The sequence below is a fragment of the Alicyclobacillus cycloheptanicus genome (assembly GCF_028751525.1).
GTDB lineage: Bacteria > Bacillota > Bacilli > Alicyclobacillales > Alicyclobacillaceae > Alicyclobacillus_L > Alicyclobacillus_L cycloheptanicus.
The window spans coordinates 3,047,172-3,062,235 of the sequence record NZ_CP067097.1; the positions used below are offsets into that span (position 1 = coordinate 3,047,172).

Below are 15,064 nucleotides of genomic sequence, written 5' to 3' on the forward strand. Positions count from 1 at the left end.
GGAGGTGGGCGGTGATGCAGTTGGATTGGAAGGATTGGTTCATGCACGTGTGGGAGGAAAATCGGCGTCTGACCGACAAGGTCGCTGATGCGTTTAGAAACGCTGGGGCCATCGATCAGACACCTGTACCAGGGATGCGGTCGTTCCGCCAACTGTTGCTCGAAATCTGGGGCATGGAACGGGTATACGCCCGCGGGCTTGCAACCGAGGCGTGGAAGTTTGAATTTCCTCCATCATCGTATCAGACTTGCACGGTGGACGAACTGTTGGCATTTGGACGCAGCGTCCGGGAAGACACCAGAACGCTGTGGCCTTCGGTGACCGAAGCAGCGTTGACCAAACCGAGGCCAACACCTTTTCAGGGACACCCAGAGGGGCGTGCGATTGAATGGCTGACCTACGCTTTGGAGAACGAGATTCATCACCGAGCACAAGGCTATGTATACCTGCGTTTGCTTGACGTGGAGCCGCCCGCCTTCAACCTTCGGGATGACAATTGATGTGCCTCAAACAACAGGCTTGATGAGCTGCACGGTCACATAGGCCAAACGAAACCCGATGCGTTCGACATTCCGCTGTGAGTCGGACCCTGGGTCGGTTTCAATGGTTGCAATCTCTGCTCCGTGCGCCTTTGCATAACGCAGCCGCCAATCAAGCAACGCGGTTTGTAACCCGCGTTTCCGATAGGAAGGACGGGTACTTGTACTAAACAAGGCGGCGATTCCTTTGTTCAGCGCAAGGACACCCCCTGCGGCAATTACGCCCTGTTCAACCGCGAGCAAAGGGATGCTGCTTTTCATTCGAAAAAAGGCTCTCTCAAGGTCGAGGTTCTGTTCTGACACTGCATCCACGTCGGCAAATCCCGAGGCAATGGCGAACGACCAGTCCATTTCTTCGCTTGGTGAAGCGATGCGAACGCGTTGGTCGGCGGCGTTGAACGGAGATTGCCATGTCGCCAAATTAAAACCCATCGATATGAAAAACCATTGAATACGTAGCCTCGTTTTTTCGTGAGTTCAATGACGGAAGGGTGTGCCAATGAACACACTCGAACGACCGCAGCATGATGCTTTGCATGATAGAACCGCTCAATCTCTTCCAATACCCATTCTTCCACTGGAGACAACATGCCGAAACCTACTGCTTCGTTGATGGGACATTCAGCCCCCCCGTAAACCGCGAGCACATTGTCGATTTCGATGGCGGTTGCGGTTGTTCCAAACCCCGAAGCGTTCCAAGCTTCAACCAGCTGTTGGTTACCCTCTCGTAAATCATTTTCTAATTTGCACGCCAATTCATGATTCAGAAATACTGTCAACTGTACTCACTTCTTTTCCGGGACCTGCCCCTGATTGACATCAGCATATCATGACACCATGATTCGAACGACCGTCGCGGTCAGGCTGCCTTTAAGATTCTCCGCCAGTAGAGCAGTCCATCGACAACAAGCACCCACAGTGTCGAGAGAACGCCCGCAGCGAGAAAGCCGAGCATGGGGTGCTGGCAAATGGGTCCCAGCACAAAGGCAATGGCCTGCGCTTCAATGGACGTGAACAGTGTGACGATGCCAAAGTGTTGAAACAGCCACTGTTGGCGAGGCGTCAACAACATGTTCGATCCGGCCGTGCGTGTCAACACGCGGTCGGGTGCGACAGTTGATATAGATTCGGAAGGACTTTTTTTCACCGTGCTGTCGGTCTTGACTAGAACTCGGCTGAACAGGTAAAGAAAACCGCCGAGCCACGCCCACATGTGGAGAGGGCCGTGGTGTACCACCTGTCCTGAGTAAATACCAATCATGAGGATTGGCTTTTTGATTTCATCAAAGGTGTGGTCGATCCAGTGCCCGATTTGCGAAGACATGTTCATCTTTCGCGCTTTGTAACCGTCAGCGCAATCCAGAATGTAAGAAATGTGGAACAGCACCGCACCGAAAACCATTGCTAAGGGTGTCCCGAGGTAGAACACAACGGAAGATAAAATGGCGAATACCAGTGAGATCACCGAAATGGCGTTCGGCGTTAGGCTTGTTTTGCAAAGCCATTCTGAAATCGGGACGGACAACGGCAGGGTGGTATAAGTATCCCATGGCTTTGGATAACGCACATATGGGTTGTCTGCACATCGATATAAGTACGTTTCGGTGAATTTCATTGGAATACCCTCAATTCCGAAGAAATTGATGCGAACTTTGAACCTCAACAGATTCTTAACAATACCTCAACAAGTTCTTAACATTTATATGCAGAGTTAATCATAGGCTCTGCTGTCTATTTGTCAAGTATCAAAACTGCAGAGATTAATGGAGATGCTAGAGTCGTCATCCTGTTATAACAAAGGCCGGCCCATTGAATACGTGGATGGGGCAGGAAGTTTGTGGTCGACTGGGCTTCGTGGTTGAAGGATTGAGGGACGGGCAAAGTAGATGGGGTCGGACAATCACCTACTGTCCGCCGCAGTCTCGCGCCAATGCGACGAAGCCGTTACACGATTGTGCAGCACAATGGTTCGCGAACGGGACGGTAGGTTACATACGTATCCCAAGTTTCCACGTACCGAGTGTTGAGGAAAAAGCTCTCGATTGTGTAAAGGAATTTGCTAGGGCAACAACGATGATCATTGATTTACGTTCCAATGGTGGCGGAATTACACCGAGCAAATTGATTGACGCGCTGATGGAGCGTCCCTATCGATGGTGGACAGAGACAGCCGTAAACATTGGGCACTTGTGGAAACGGCACCAAGGACATGGGGAATTTTCGATATTGCAGGACGGATCTGGCGCTGTTTGTCGGTCAGATTGGACAGAGCCAAACGGATCCATTTATTCTGGACGCGTCATCCTCCTTACAGACCGGTATTGTGGCTCGGCGGCGGAAGATTTCATTATGCCGTTCAAAGACACAAAGCGTGGCATCCTTATTGGCGAAACGACCTGGGGGTCTACAGGGCAACCCGTGTGCTTCGAATGTGATGGTATAAGTATTGGTATTGGATCGGTACGGGCCTCCTTCCCGGACGCAGGCACCTTCGAAGGAGTCGGGATTACACCCGACATCGCGGTGATGCGGTCGAGAGATGACTTGTATGATGGTCGTGATGTGGTGCTGGCCAAAGCACTGGAGATCGCACAGGTGTGAAACCCATCGGCGGCTTCGCCCGCACCTTCAGGCGAGCCGCCCCAGGATTTAAAAACCTTCTAAGACAATCTTGCCAATCGTCCGCCGTGACCGGATCTTTTCATACGCTGCCTGCAGGTTTTGGCTGTTAATGGGTGACAGCCGTTCCGTCATGGTGGACCGTATGTGGCCTGCGTCAATCCAGTCCGCCAGTTCGCACAGGATGTTGTGTTGTTCGATCATGTCCGGCGTTTGGTATTTCGCGCGCGTAAACATGGCTTCAATCGACCAGGTGATGGCCTTGTCCGCCATCAGCCGGAAGTTCAGCGGTTCGAGCGGTGGCAGGATGGTGCAGATTTTCCCCATGGGCCGCAGCACCTTGAGCATGTTCTCCCAGTGAGGGGCAACCTGATTGAGACAAAACACAGCGTCCACGGCAGGGAATCCGATGGCTTGGAGTTGTTCGGCGAAGGGCGCTGTGTGCGTAATGACATGATGGGCTCCGTGTTGTTTGACCCACCCTTGTGACTCAGGGCGCGAAGCCGTGCCAATGACGGTGAGTCCCGCATGACGCGCGAGTTGTACGGCAATCGAACCGACGCCGCCTGCTGCCCCCACGATGAAAACGGTTTTCCCGTCATTGCCATCCTTCGCCGCACCCAGGTGTTCAAACAACCCTTCCCAGGCCGTCAAGCTGGTCAGAGGCAGGGCCGCTGCTTCGGCGAAGCTCAAGGTCTTCGGTTTGCGTCCGACGAGGCGTTCATCTACCAAATGAAACTCGGCGTTTGCGCCAGGCCGCATGATGTCGCCTGCGTAGTACACCTCGTCTCCGGGCTGAAACAGGGAACATGCCGATCCCGTCTCCACCACAACACCCGCAGCATCCCAGCCGAGGATACGCGGTTCGTCACCGTCATTGGCTGGCTGCTGAATCGTGTCGACTGGGTTCACTGCCACGGCTCGAACTTCGACGAGTAAATCCCTGCCGGCTGGTGTGGGTTTGTCCGTTTCGAAATTGACGAGCTTGCCAGTGGAGTGGAGCCCGACTGCCTTCATTTTGGTCATGACACATTCCTCCTTGTCGCTGATTCCAGTTTACTACATCGGTTTCGCGTCACAGGCCATCCGTTCAATCCATACCCTACTCATGGGTGCCAGCCCGGCGTACCGGATGGGGGACTCGGCCTTGTGTTTCGGCCGTTGGTCCGAGGCCGGCAACCGAATCGAACCAAGCGGAGGACGATGTCATGCCTGAATGTCCAGAGGTGCACATTGGCAGAGTAGAGATTCCAGGCGAGGACTATGCGCGGATTCAGCAGGCCGCAGACCAGGGAAGAAACCTGTGGAGACTCAGTCCCGTCCGCACCGCCCAGGTGGTCGGTACGGAACATCTGGGGCTGCGCGCGAACGACATTTACACTTTGCGCGAGCAGTACATTGAGTCCGGTTCAGGACTGCGGCACGCTGTCGTCGAGGTCACGCACGGGCCCTGCCGGTTTCTCGTCGAACTGTATCAACCGGAACGTCAAGGGTCGCGCGGCATTTGGGTGGTCGAAGACGTCACCCCCCTTTGAGATTCCCCATTCTCGTCGCGAGAGATAGATGATATAATGTGTCACATCCTGTCATTTCAAAAGCCAGTTGGCCCACCCCGGGTGCTGCTGGCTTCATTTTAGAATGCAAAGCGGCGCAAGCTGGACGGGGGCAGACTGGTGTGGCCGACAGGGCGACCACCGTAATTAGAAACCATCCGATGTCTTGAGGGGCTCTCCGGCCGATCGAGCGGCTCGGATTAGCAGCGAGTTGTCGGATCAGGACGGAGGCAACGTCATTTTGATGCAAACGGAACTTAAGCCGCAGTTTTCCAGATACATCACATTCGAACGCAAGGATTGGGCGCTGCTTCGCGCGTCAACGCCGCTTCCATTGACGGAGGAGGATTTGGTGCGCCTGCATGGCATCAATGAACAGGTGTCACTGCAAGAGGTCGAGGAGGTCTACCTGCCGCTGTCAAGGCTGTTGAACCTGTACGTCGATGCGACGCAGAACCTGTACCGGGCCTCTCGCTCGTTTCTTGGGAGCCAGGCTGAAAAGGTTCCCTATATCATTGGCGTGGCTGGGAGTGTGGCGGTTGGAAAGAGTACGACGGCGCGCATTATTCAAGCCCTTCTTTCGAGGTGGCCAAGCCATCCCAAGGTCGACTTGGTGACGACGGATGGGTTCTTGTACCCGAACGCTGTGCTGGAACAACGGAATCTGATGAAGCGCAAGGGGTTTCCGGAGAGCTATGACGTGCGCAAGCTGATTCGGTTCATGGCGGATGTGAAATCGGGAAAGCCGCTGGTGCATGCGCCGGTTTACTCGCATCTCATTTACGACGTTGTGCCGGATGAGACCATTGAGATTCGCCATCCGGACATCGTGATCGTTGAAGGATTGAATGTGCTGCAGACGGGCGGCACCAAACAGGCGAAGTCGGCACCCCGGTTGTTCGTGTCGGACTTCTTCGACTTCACGATTTATGTGGATGCCGACGAAGCGCACATCAAGCATTGGTACATTCAGCGATTCCAAGCATTGCGTGAAACCGCTTTTCGCAACCCGAACTCTTACTTTCGCCGCTACGCGGATTTGACCGACCAGGAAGCGGTGGCGACCGCAACGCAAATTTGGGAGGAAATCAACGCCGTGAATCTGCGGGAGAATATCCTGCCGACACGCCCGCGCGCACAGTTGATTCTGGAAAAAGGGGAAGATCACGCCGTTTGCCGCGTTCGTTTGCGGAAATTGTGACACCTGCGGGGACCTTCGCCGTCTCCTGACCGGGGGCTGGCACCCAACAAATAGGCGCCCCCGACCCGGGACATTTACCGCCTCATGCGCCCTGACCGCCTCATACCATGCAGTATGTCGCGCAAAGGAGGTGCTTGAGATGTACGGTGTGTTTGGGGGCTATACACGCTGGGCTGTCGTGTTCCTCATCATCTTCGTACTCTTCTTCCTGCTGGTCCCGGGCTACGGTGCAGCAACAACCACCGCGACCTGCTAACCTCTGACGAACGACAAGCGTGATGGACGAACGCGTGAAGTGTGGAAGGAGGATGTTCCATGTACGATGGCGGCGTATTCGGAGGATATACCCGTTGGGCGGTCGTGTTTCTGATTATCTTTGTGCTGTTCATTCTCTTGGTTCCCTATACCGTGACAACCTGCACGACGACGCCGGTGTATTAATTGGGTCGTGCAAGAATGGGATACGTGCTCTGATGCGCGGCCGTTGGCCGCGCTTTGTCATCTTTGGTACACTTTAGAGGCATTCCACATCCGGGTGAATTCGCCCAATGAGGTGAACAGTATGAATGAAGCCGTCGCTACGCTCGAAGGCTGGTACGTATCCCACGACATCAGAACATTGGATTGGCAAGCCTGGAAATCCACAACTGCCGTGGAGCGAGCCAAAGCACTGGACGAACTCGCTGCCGTACATACCGCTTTTTCGAATTATGAAGTCCAGAAATCGGGGGGCTATGGTCTCTATGTCATGGCCGGGAACAAAGCAGACTTCATGTGGATTCAGCTCCGCCCAACGCTTGAAGAACTGATTGCGGCGAAGCATGAATTGAACCGCACCCGCTTTGCGGATTTCACACGACCCGCGTATTCGTATGTGTCTGTGGTGGAACTCAGCGGTTACCTTGCAAAGCCGGGCGTCGACGTGTCGCAGGACCCGTATGTGCAGGGCCGGCTGAAGCCTGCGCTGCCGAAGACACAGAACGTCTGTTTTTACCCAATGAACAAGCGCCGGGAAGGCAATGACAACTGGTACATGCTGTCGATGGATGAGCGGCGGGAAATGATGCGCAGCCACGGCATGATTGGACGTTCGTACGCTGGACGCGTCACGCAAATCATTACGGGGTCTGTCGGACTCGATGATTGGGAGTGGGGCGTAACGCTGTACGCAGACGACCCGGTTGTGTTCAAGAAGCTTGTGTACGAAATGCGATTCGACGAAGCCAGCGCACGGTTCGGCGAGTTTGGACCGTTCTACGTTGGGAGCCGAACGGACGTGTCGGCTTTGGGAGAATGGCTGCACGTTTGACTCGCCAAAAACAGCCGTCGTCCGAGGCGGACGATGGCTGTTTTGCATGTTTGTCAGGCAATCGTCAGGCGCCTGTTCCTACAGCGATACGGCTTCCTTCAGCGGTGCGCCGTGATCGCAAACGTCGTGTGAAATCGATGGGTTGGGGGTCGACCGCTGGTCCATGCACGTGCCTAGTGGCAGAGTCACACCGGACGCCATTTCCCGAAACCCTGTGCGGAAAACTTGATCTCCTGGTTGCGTCATATGTATCTCCTTGCAATGAATGCAGAAGAACATCCGCGAGCACCCCTTCGTCATTTCGGAGTCGTGACTGCCAATCCCTTACTCGATTGATCTATAAATGTATTTCGAAAGGTTGAAACAATTTTTGGGGGTCGGGCGTCCATTCAGACGCCGCGTTGATGGGGATCCCAAATAAATTTATGCAGCTGCAGACTGAGTTTGGCTTCCTTGAGGTTGTGTTGAAGCATCAGCTCCACGAGCTTGGCAGGGGGCATCGTGTCCCAGACGGGACTGAACAGCACCTGACCTTCCCGGTAGTGTTCTTGCAAAACCGACAGTGCGCAGGCGAAGTCTTCTTCATTCGCGACCACGAACTTGATTTCATCCTGCGGCAGCAACCACGAAAAATTGGTGGTGACCATTCTGTGCATTTCTCCGCTGCCTGGCAGCTTGTAGTCCACGATGAACCGAATCTTGGGCAGCAGGTCCGGATTGGCGAGCCGCAGCCGGTGGAACGGCTCCAGGTCAATGGCGCCGTTGGTTTCCACGTGCACATCCTTGACTTCCGGGAGGGCGGCAAGGGCCATCAAGAGCGTGGCCGACTTTTGACGATGCATCAGCGGTTCTCCGCCCGTCAGGCAGATGTGCGAATTGCCCAATTGATGGACGGACTGGACAATCTCCGCGATGGTCGCGGTAAACTCCGGTTTAGCGGGCGCGTAGCTGTACGGTGTATCGCACCAGGTGCAGCGCAGATTGCAATTGTAGACGCGGACAAACGTCGTGACGAACCCGGCGCGGGTGCCTTCTCCCTCCACGGTTTGAAAGATTTCCACCATCGGAAGCTTCGCGCAAAGCGCCTCCGGTGCAGGCACGCCAGCGTCCTGGCGTGCCGTGTCTTGTGCCTCGGCAACATTCATGGTGTGTCGCTTCCTTCCAAGTGCTCCATCCAGGCCCGCGTCAGGATGGCGCGGCTGGTTGGCGTTTCGTAAAGTTCCAGCTGTTCAAGCCGGACGCCGCGCTGACGGAATTCGTCTGCTGCCAGGGCAGCCTCCAACTGTTCCCACATCCACACAATCATATTTTCAGCCGTCGTATTCATCGGAGGCAGGACCTCGTTGAGGTACTGGTGGTCCAGCCGTGACTCAATCACGTCTTTGTAGATTCGCTTCAGGTCCTCGAAGTCGATGGTCAAGCCGATTTCGTCTGGGATCCCGCTGACGGTGATGACCAAACGGTATGTATGCCCGTGCAGGCTTTGGCACTTGCCCGGATACAGGTGCAGGTGGTGGGCAGCGTCGAAGGTAAACTCCTTGCTGACCGCAACCCGCCTGCGGTGATAACGCAGTTGATTGGGTTGAATGTCTTGATGAAGTGTTTGGATATGCGTTGGAATATGATGTGGCAAGGTACGTCGACCCCTCTTTCTCGATCACTATATCATAAGCGGCGCGGGCTTGTCCTATCTCAAGCGGCGCAAAGGCGCCGCACTGGGCACCTTTGGCGCAAGATAGAGTGTGTCAGCGAAGCTGCATTACCAGAGAAACGCGAGCCAAAATACCCACGCAAAAGCCAGCCACCAAAGCCACCAGCCACCAAACCAAGCGCCGTAACCCGGGTAACCCCAGCGGCCCGGGTACCCATAGCGCCCCGCGTATCCATAGCCGCCCCACTGCGCGAGTGCGACATCGAGCTTCCGTTCATCAGCGTTCTCGGGCGCCGTGGCGGTGGCATACCGAACGGGCGCATACGATTTCGGCACACGAACGAGCACTGCTCGGTGATTTACGTCTGTCACAATGCCTCGGTGAACTCCCCAAGGCGTTTGAAACTGTACCCATTGACCCAAGTGCTTCTTGCATTGTCCCATTGTGCACACCGTGCTTCCCTCCTTCCGAACTGAGCTATTCCACAGTATGGATGTCTGCTTGCGGCAGAGGCGGTGAATGTCCGCAGGCGTCCGCCTGAATGGGTCGTGACACGGCCGCAGCCACGCAGTTCGCCATGCGCGGATGGACGTACATACGATACTGCCATTCGTGGAAAGCTCTTCTTAAAAGACTGGGGCAGTTTCTTGATGTGGTGGTCCCAGCGAGGCAGCGGGAGGGGAGATTGACGCGATGAAGCGCGCAGTGGAAGTTGTCCTGTTTCTGATTCCGTTTGTTGGACAGCTTTTCTTTGTTGGGTTTGCGAACAGCGTGCGGACGACCGTGATGGGGCTGCCGTTCTTTATGTTCTGGTGGCTGCTTTGGATGGTTCTCACGCCCATTTGTACTTGGCTGACGTATTTGATTGCCGATCACGACAGGGGTGAACGAGTTTCGTGACTACATCAACATTGGCATTAATCGTCATGGCGGTCATTGTCCTCCTCGTGGTGGTTTTGGGGTTTGTGGCCGGAAGCGACAAGGCGTCGCGCGAATCCATCGAGCAGTGGACGGTCGGCGGCCGGAATTTCGGCGGCATTGTCATCTGGTTTCTGATTGGTGCGGATGTTTACACGGCATACACATTCCTGGGATTGACCGGGTATGGCTACAGCCTTGGGGTCCCCGCGTTCTTTGCGACGCCCTATGTCGTCCTGGCATATCCCATCGCTTATTATTTCTTGCCGAAAATATGGGCGGTCGCAAAACAGTTTCACATGACCACCTTGGCGGATTATGTGCGGGAGCGCTTCGACAGCCGCTTTCTGTCCGCGCTTGTGGCGTTGGCAGGCATCGCTTTTTTAATTCCGTACATTGACCTGCAGTTAACGGGGATTGAGAATGTCGTGCGCGTCACGGGCGAAATCAGTCCGGCCGGGGTGTTGGTCATCAGCTTTCTGCTGGTCGGCCTCTATACGTATTTCAGCGGGATTCGGGCACCGGCTTGGACGTCCGTCGCCAAAGACCTGTTGGTCTGGGTCGTGATGCTCATCCTCGTGATTTATTTGCCCGTGAAATGGTTCGGAGGATGGGGGCAGTTCCTGCATGCGGCACAGGTCCGTCATCCGGACTACATGTCGCTGCCTGGCCACGGCGGCAATCACGGTGCCTTTTGGTTTGCGACCGCAGCTTTCATCTCCGCGGCGTCGCTGTTTATGTGGCCGCATTCCTCAACGGGTTCGCTGTCTTCCAGAACCGGCGAGTCACTGCGGAGAAATGCCATCTTTCTGCCGTTCTACAACATTCTGCTGTTCTTTGTCACTGGACTGGGCATTCTGGCGTTGCTGGTGGTGCCGGGGCAAACCAACAGCAACGCTGCGCTGCTCTACTTGATTCAGAAGTCGATGGGTGGTTTCGGTCAGGGCATTGCTTTTGCGACCATTATGCTCGCGAGTCTGGTGCCTGCATCTCTGATGGTCATCGCGGCATCCAACCTGCTTATCAAAAACATTGTGCGGGACGTGTTCGCGCCGAACATTCACCCCAGAAATCTGACGTTCCTGACGCGCCTGTCCGTGTTTCTCATGGTGATTCTCGCACTCGCCTTTGGGATTTTGTTCCCATCATCGATCATCAGCCTTCAACTCCAAGGGGTTTCGGGCATCGTACAAATTTTGCCCGCGGTCGTGTTCAGCTTGTGGTGGCGCACCATGCATCGCATTCCAGTCGGCGTTGGATTTATCGGTGGCATTGTCACGGTGTTCCTCGCAGCGCCCCTGCACCTGCCCGGGTATGCCGGTTTTTGGGGCTTGGTGGTCAATGTCGCGATTGTCTTGATTTTGAGCCTGTTTCTCCGCCAGCGCGAAACGACGCACAACGAGGTGGCACGTTTCTTGTTTCACCGCGAACGCGCTTGATGCGGGCGAGATGTCTGGAGGGAGAGTTTGTCTGGAGGGCAGGGTGACTGCGGCGGGATTGCACTCACTGTGCCCTTTTAGCGAGCATGCCGGAATAATTTTATTCTACCTAACCCTTGACGTTAGTATGACCTAACTATAAAATGATGGCATACGAAAGTTGAGTAGATTAATCAACTTTCAGCCACATTACATAGGGAGAGGGTTATGAAATGAAAAGCACAGCCTTGCGCACCAGCCTGGTTTGCCTCGGGGGCGCCGTTCTGCTCGCAGTACTCGTATGGCAGGCGGTCACCGCGGCGGGCAATCCAGACCCAACCGCACACGGCATTTCACCCGCGGCGGGCATGATTGATACGGCTGTTTTGGTGTACCGTGAGGGGCTGGAGTGTATTTTGGTCCTGTCTGCTGTGGTCGCTGGACTGATTCGCACGCAGAAAGTCTATTGGAAGCCCATTGCGGGCGGGGCAGGCATCGGGTTTGCAGCCACACTGGCGACTTGGTTTGTGCTGGTCGGCATTCTGGCACTGGCGGCAACCACCACGTCGGAGAACAACATTCAGGCGGCGACGGGTCTGCTCGCCATTGTGGTGCTGCTCGTCGTCATGAACTGGTTTTTCCACCGCATCTATTGGACGGGGTGGATTGCCTTTCAAAACCGCAAGAAAAAGGAACTCATTTCTTCGATTGAAACTGCGAACGAAGACAAGCTCGAAACCGTGAAGTCGGTCGCTTACAAGGGGCTGGTTGTGCTCGGCTTTGCGTCTGTCTATCGTGAGGGGTTTGAAGTCGATCTCTTTCTGCAAAGCATCCGCATGCAAGTCGGAACGGCAAACGTGGTGCTCGGCACAGCGTTCGCACTCGTGCTCATCGGCATCACCGGATACTTTACCTTCATTGCGCACCAAAAGCTGCCCTATAAGAAAATGTTGGTGTTCACGGGGGTCATGCTTGGCGTCGTCTTCGAGATTATGGTCGGTGAACAGGTGAATGAAATGCAATTGGCCAACTGGATCCCGACGCATTCCTTCGCCCTCAACTTCCCCGCGTGGGCAGGTACGTGGTTCTCCCTCTTCAACAATTGGGAAACCGTTATTGCACAGGTGGTTGCAGCGGTGTTCATCATTGGCTCCTTCTACGCGGCGCGGATGGAGCGGTTTAAACCGCGCAAGGCCGCATCGGCAGCGCCATCCGCCACGGTATCGGTCGAGTGATAGGCGGATGTGCGCTTCCCAGGGCGGAAAATTCGTCCTTGACCGTTGGAAAGAAAGTGTGTTATTTTGAGCACATCAAAATTTCAGTCAACAATTCGATGAAACACGTGGAACGGGAGCAGCAGGGAAGAGACGCTGAGCAGAGAGCTGCGGGGTGGTGCGACGCAGCAGTGGCTTTCCTTCATCTCGCCCGGGAGTGGCCAGGCAGAACCAATGAGTATGCCTGGACGAGTGACCGCCGTTAGTCGGTCGCGCAGATGATTCTGCGATAGAGGTGGGCCCGGCGTTTCGGGTCAATGAGAGTGGTAACGCGGTTGGCACAGACCAGTCGTCTCTTGCGAGACGGTGGTCTGTTTTTATTTTCCAGCCCTTTTTGAGGCACTCGTTCACAGAGAAATGAAACTGGGAGGGATGAGAAATGAGTCAGAACACAGACAACGTCGTGGGCATGCAGAATTGTGATAAGTATGCCAGAGAGTACTTTATGCCGCCCGTAACGAGCCTGAAGTGGACACAGAAGGAGTACATTACGGAGGCGCCGATGTGGTGCTCGGTCGATCTGCGCGACGGCAACCAGGCGCTGGTGGTCCCGATGAATTTGGAGGAGAAGCTGCAATACTTTCAACTGCTGGTGAGCATTGGTTTCAAAGAAATTGAGGTGGGCTTTCCGGCGGCATCGGAGACGGAATTTGCGTTCTTGCGCACTTTGATTGAGCAGGACTTGATTCCGGACGATGTCACCATCCAGGTGTTGACGCAGTCCCGGGACCACATCATTCGCAAGACGTTCGAGGCCTTGCATGGCGCGAAGCGCGCGATTGTTCACCTGTACAACTCCACCTCTCGGGCGCAGCGCGAGCAGGTCTTCCGGAAATCCAGGCAGGAAATCATCGACATCGCGGTCAGCGGTGCCGAACTGGTGCAAGCATGCGCCGCGCAAACGCCCGGCAATTTTCAGTTTCAATATTCCCCGGAGAGCTTTACGGGAACCGAGATGGATTTTGCCCTCGATATTTGTAACCATGTGCTCGATGTCTGGCGGCCAACGCCGGAACACAAGGTGATCATCAACCTGCCGGCTACCGTCTCCATGTCCATGCCGCATGTCTACGCCAGCCAAATTGAGTTCATGAGTGAGCACCTGAAGCACCGCGAGAACGTCACCTTGTCCGTGCATCCGCACAACGACCGGGGAACGGGCGTGGCCGATGCCGAACTTGGCGTGCTGGCAGGTGCCCAGCGGGTGGAAGGGACGTTGTTTGGAAACGGGGAACGCACCGGCAACGTGGACATTGTCACGCTGGCGTTGAACCTGTTCGCCCACGGTGTGAACCCACGACTCAACTTTGCAAACCTGCCTGCCATCCGTGCAGCGTACGAGCGGCTGACCAATATGGAGGTGGGGAAACGGCACCCGTACGCGGGAGAGCTCGTGTTCACGGCGTTCTCGGGATCGCACCAGGACGCGATCGCAAAGGGGATGAAATGGCGCGAGGAAGACGAACGCCGGTATTGGTCCGTCCCCTATTTGTTAATCGACCCCAAAGACGTTGGCCGGGCGTATGAAGGGGACATCATCCGGATCAACAGTCAGTCGGGCAAGGGCGGTATCGGTTATATTCTGGAGCAGCATTTCGGCATCGACCTGCCAGCGGAAATGCGCGAAGGGTTGGGATACCGGGTGAAAAGCGTGTCCGACCGCTTGCATAAGGAACTGCTGCCACGTGAAATCTACGATATTTTTATCGAGGAGTTTGTCAACCTGAACGCCCCCGTGGAATTTGTGGGATACCACGTCGCAAATCAGGTGGACTACCTGACCAGCGTCACGGTTCGGATCGACGGGTGCGTCATGGAGTGGACCAGCACAGGCAATGGGCGGCTCGACGCCATCAGTCGCGCGATTCAGCAGAATCTGGGCGTGGCCTACTCCAATCTGGTGTACAAAGAACACGCGAAGGGCGTGGGCTCGGCGTCGCAAGCTGTGTCCTACATCGGCATCACGTCGTCCGACGGCACCAGGCACTGGGGCTGCGGCATGGATGCGGACATCTTCACGTCGTCCGTCAAAGCGCTGTTCAGCGTCGTGAACAAACTCCGCCCAGCCGTCTCCGATCTGGTGCAGGAGCGTTCGTCCGCGGGCCCCATCCGTTCTTTATACGGCTGATGCGCGCTGACACGACGGGCAAATCCCTTTGACTTCGACGTGATAGTCCTCGATTGCAAACCCGTTCGCCTCCGGCGGCAGCGAAAACGATGGCAATTTGTCCATATAGAAATCAATCAACGCCCCACATTTCCTGCACACCAGGTGATGATGGGGCTTTACATTGATGTCAAATCGGCTCGCATTGTCGCCGAAGGTAATCTCCTTCACCAGCCCCACCTGCGCGAAGTGCTTTACCGTGTTGTAGACGGTCGACATACTCATGCTCGGGAATGTTGGGTGAATCGCCTTGTAGATTTCGTCCACGGTGGCGTGACCGTCGTATTCCATCAAAAAGGTCAAGATGGCCTCGCGCTGCGGAGTCACCCGCAGCCCTGCGTCCTTCAACAGCGTCGGGATGTCAGGATGGTGTGAATCCATGGACCTCCCCTCCTTTCTATTACCAATGTATCA

General features: G+C 55.4%; 18 protein-coding genes and 1 other annotated feature. Of the genes, 10 read left to right on the forward strand and 8 right to left on the reverse strand.

Annotated features, from left to right (window positions below; all coding sequences use genetic code 11):
* The first annotated feature begins 14 nt into the window (after nucleotides 1–14).
* Complete coding sequence (locus JI721_RS14095) at nucleotides 15–500, forward strand: DinB family protein (RefSeq protein WP_274455495.1); 486 nt, start codon at nucleotides 15–17, stop codon at nucleotides 498–500.
* 6 nt (nucleotides 501–506) lie between these two features.
* Here the strand turns inward: JI721_RS14095 and JI721_RS14100 are convergent, their stop codons facing one another.
* The 3 genes from JI721_RS14100 to JI721_RS14110 form a co-directional block, all read right to left on the reverse strand.
* Nucleotides 507–800: a GNAT family N-acetyltransferase gene (locus JI721_RS14100; protein ID WP_274455496.1), complete on the reverse strand. Its 294-nt coding sequence runs from the start codon at nucleotides 798–800 to the stop codon at nucleotides 507–509.
* A complete protein-coding gene (locus tag JI721_RS14105; protein ID WP_274455497.1) occupies nucleotides 797–1,318 on the reverse strand; it encodes a hypothetical protein in 522 nt (173 codons plus the stop codon). The genes JI721_RS14100 and JI721_RS14105 overlap by 4 nt, the downstream gene beginning before the upstream one ends.
* A gap of 80 nt (nucleotides 1,319–1,398) precedes the next feature.
* A complete protein-coding gene (locus JI721_RS14110; protein WP_274455498.1) occupies nucleotides 1,399–2,154 on the reverse strand; it encodes a CDP-alcohol phosphatidyltransferase family protein in 756 nt (251 codons plus the stop codon).
* 206 nt (nucleotides 2,155–2,360) lie between these two features.
* Here JI721_RS14110 and JI721_RS14115 point away from each other — a divergent pair, with 206 nt between their 5' ends.
* Nucleotides 2,361–3,140, forward strand: a complete 780-nt coding sequence (locus tag JI721_RS14115) for a S41 family peptidase (protein ID WP_274457879.1) — start codon at nucleotides 2,361–2,363, stop codon at nucleotides 3,138–3,140.
* 48 nt (nucleotides 3,141–3,188) lie between these two features.
* Here the strand turns inward: JI721_RS14115 and JI721_RS14120 are convergent, their stop codons facing one another.
* Nucleotides 3,189–4,184, reverse strand: a complete 996-nt coding sequence (locus JI721_RS14120; RefSeq protein ID WP_274455499.1) for a zinc-binding alcohol dehydrogenase family protein — start codon at nucleotides 4,182–4,184, stop codon at nucleotides 3,189–3,191.
* A 182-nt stretch (nucleotides 4,185–4,366) separates the two neighbouring features.
* Between JI721_RS14120 and JI721_RS14125 the strand changes: the two genes are divergently transcribed.
* From JI721_RS14125 to hemQ, 4 genes are all read left to right on the forward strand, one after another.
* Nucleotides 4,367–4,693, forward strand: coding sequence for a hypothetical protein (locus JI721_RS14125; protein ID WP_274455500.1), 327 nt, complete (start codon nucleotides 4,367–4,369; stop codon nucleotides 4,691–4,693).
* A gap of 262 nt (nucleotides 4,694–4,955) precedes the next feature.
* On the forward strand, nucleotides 4,956–5,912 hold the full coding sequence (coaA, locus tag JI721_RS14130; RefSeq protein WP_274455501.1) for a type I pantothenate kinase: 957 nt from the start codon (nucleotides 4,956–4,958) through the stop codon (nucleotides 5,910–5,912).
* Between the two features lie 315 nt (nucleotides 5,913–6,227).
* Nucleotides 6,228–6,353: a hypothetical protein gene (locus tag JI721_RS14135; protein ID WP_274455502.1), complete on the forward strand. Its 126-nt coding sequence runs from the start codon at nucleotides 6,228–6,230 to the stop codon at nucleotides 6,351–6,353.
* 121 nt (nucleotides 6,354–6,474) lie between these two features.
* Nucleotides 6,475–7,221: a hydrogen peroxide-dependent heme synthase gene (hemQ, locus tag JI721_RS14140; RefSeq protein ID WP_274455503.1), complete on the forward strand. Its 747-nt coding sequence runs from the start codon at nucleotides 6,475–6,477 to the stop codon at nucleotides 7,219–7,221.
* Between the two features lie 389 nt (nucleotides 7,222–7,610).
* On the opposite strand, the gene JI721_RS14145 is transcribed toward hemQ, so the two are convergent.
* The 3 genes from JI721_RS14145 to JI721_RS14155 all read right to left on the reverse strand — a co-directional run bounded on the left by JI721_RS14145 (nucleotide 7,611) and on the right by JI721_RS14155 (nucleotide 9,244).
* On the reverse strand, nucleotides 7,611–8,366 hold the full coding sequence (locus JI721_RS14145) for a 7-carboxy-7-deazaguanine synthase QueE (RefSeq protein ID WP_307016707.1): 756 nt from the start codon (nucleotides 8,364–8,366) through the stop codon (nucleotides 7,611–7,613).
* Complete coding sequence (queD, locus tag JI721_RS14150) at nucleotides 8,363–8,854, reverse strand: 6-carboxytetrahydropterin synthase QueD (RefSeq protein WP_274455504.1); 492 nt, start codon at nucleotides 8,852–8,854, stop codon at nucleotides 8,363–8,365. The genes JI721_RS14145 and queD overlap by 4 nt, the downstream gene beginning before the upstream one ends.
* A 126-nt stretch (nucleotides 8,855–8,980) precedes the next feature.
* On the reverse strand, nucleotides 8,981–9,244 hold the full coding sequence (locus tag JI721_RS14155; protein ID WP_274455505.1) for a hypothetical protein: 264 nt from the start codon (nucleotides 9,242–9,244) through the stop codon (nucleotides 8,981–8,983).
* 322 nt (nucleotides 9,245–9,566) lie between these two features.
* On the opposite strand from JI721_RS14155, the gene JI721_RS14160 reads away from it, so the two are divergent.
* The 4 genes from JI721_RS14160 (at nucleotide 9,567) to JI721_RS14175 (ending at nucleotide 14,611) form a co-directional block, all read left to right on the forward strand.
* Nucleotides 9,567–9,773 (forward strand): DUF3311 domain-containing protein, encoded by a 207-nt coding sequence (locus JI721_RS14160; RefSeq protein ID WP_274455506.1) that lies wholly within the window; start codon nucleotides 9,567–9,569, stop codon nucleotides 9,771–9,773.
* Nucleotides 9,770–11,230 carry a sodium:solute symporter family protein gene (locus JI721_RS14165; protein WP_274455507.1) on the forward strand — a complete coding sequence of 487 codons (1,461 nt, stop codon included), beginning with the start codon at nucleotides 9,770–9,772 and terminating at the stop codon, nucleotides 11,228–11,230. The genes JI721_RS14160 and JI721_RS14165 overlap by 4 nt, the downstream gene beginning before the upstream one ends.
* Before the next feature lie 212 nt (nucleotides 11,231–11,442).
* Nucleotides 11,443–12,444 carry an FTR1 family protein gene (locus tag JI721_RS14170; protein ID WP_274455508.1) on the forward strand — a complete coding sequence of 334 codons (1,002 nt, stop codon included), beginning with the start codon at nucleotides 11,443–11,445 and terminating at the stop codon, nucleotides 12,442–12,444.
* 99 nt (nucleotides 12,445–12,543) lie between these two features.
* Nucleotides 12,544–12,783 (forward strand) — a binding site (T-box leader).
* A 109-nt stretch (nucleotides 12,784–12,892) separates the two neighbouring features.
* Nucleotides 12,893–14,611, forward strand: coding sequence for a 2-isopropylmalate synthase (locus JI721_RS14175; protein WP_274457882.1), 1,719 nt, complete (start codon nucleotides 12,893–12,895; stop codon nucleotides 14,609–14,611).
* Here the strand turns inward: JI721_RS14175 and JI721_RS14180 are convergent.
* Nucleotides 14,600–15,031, reverse strand: coding sequence for a Fur family transcriptional regulator (locus JI721_RS14180; RefSeq protein ID WP_274455509.1), 432 nt, complete (start codon nucleotides 15,029–15,031; stop codon nucleotides 14,600–14,602). The two genes, JI721_RS14175 and JI721_RS14180, sit on opposite strands and share 12 nt — an antisense overlap.
* Between the last annotated feature and the right edge of the window lie 33 nt (nucleotides 15,032–15,064).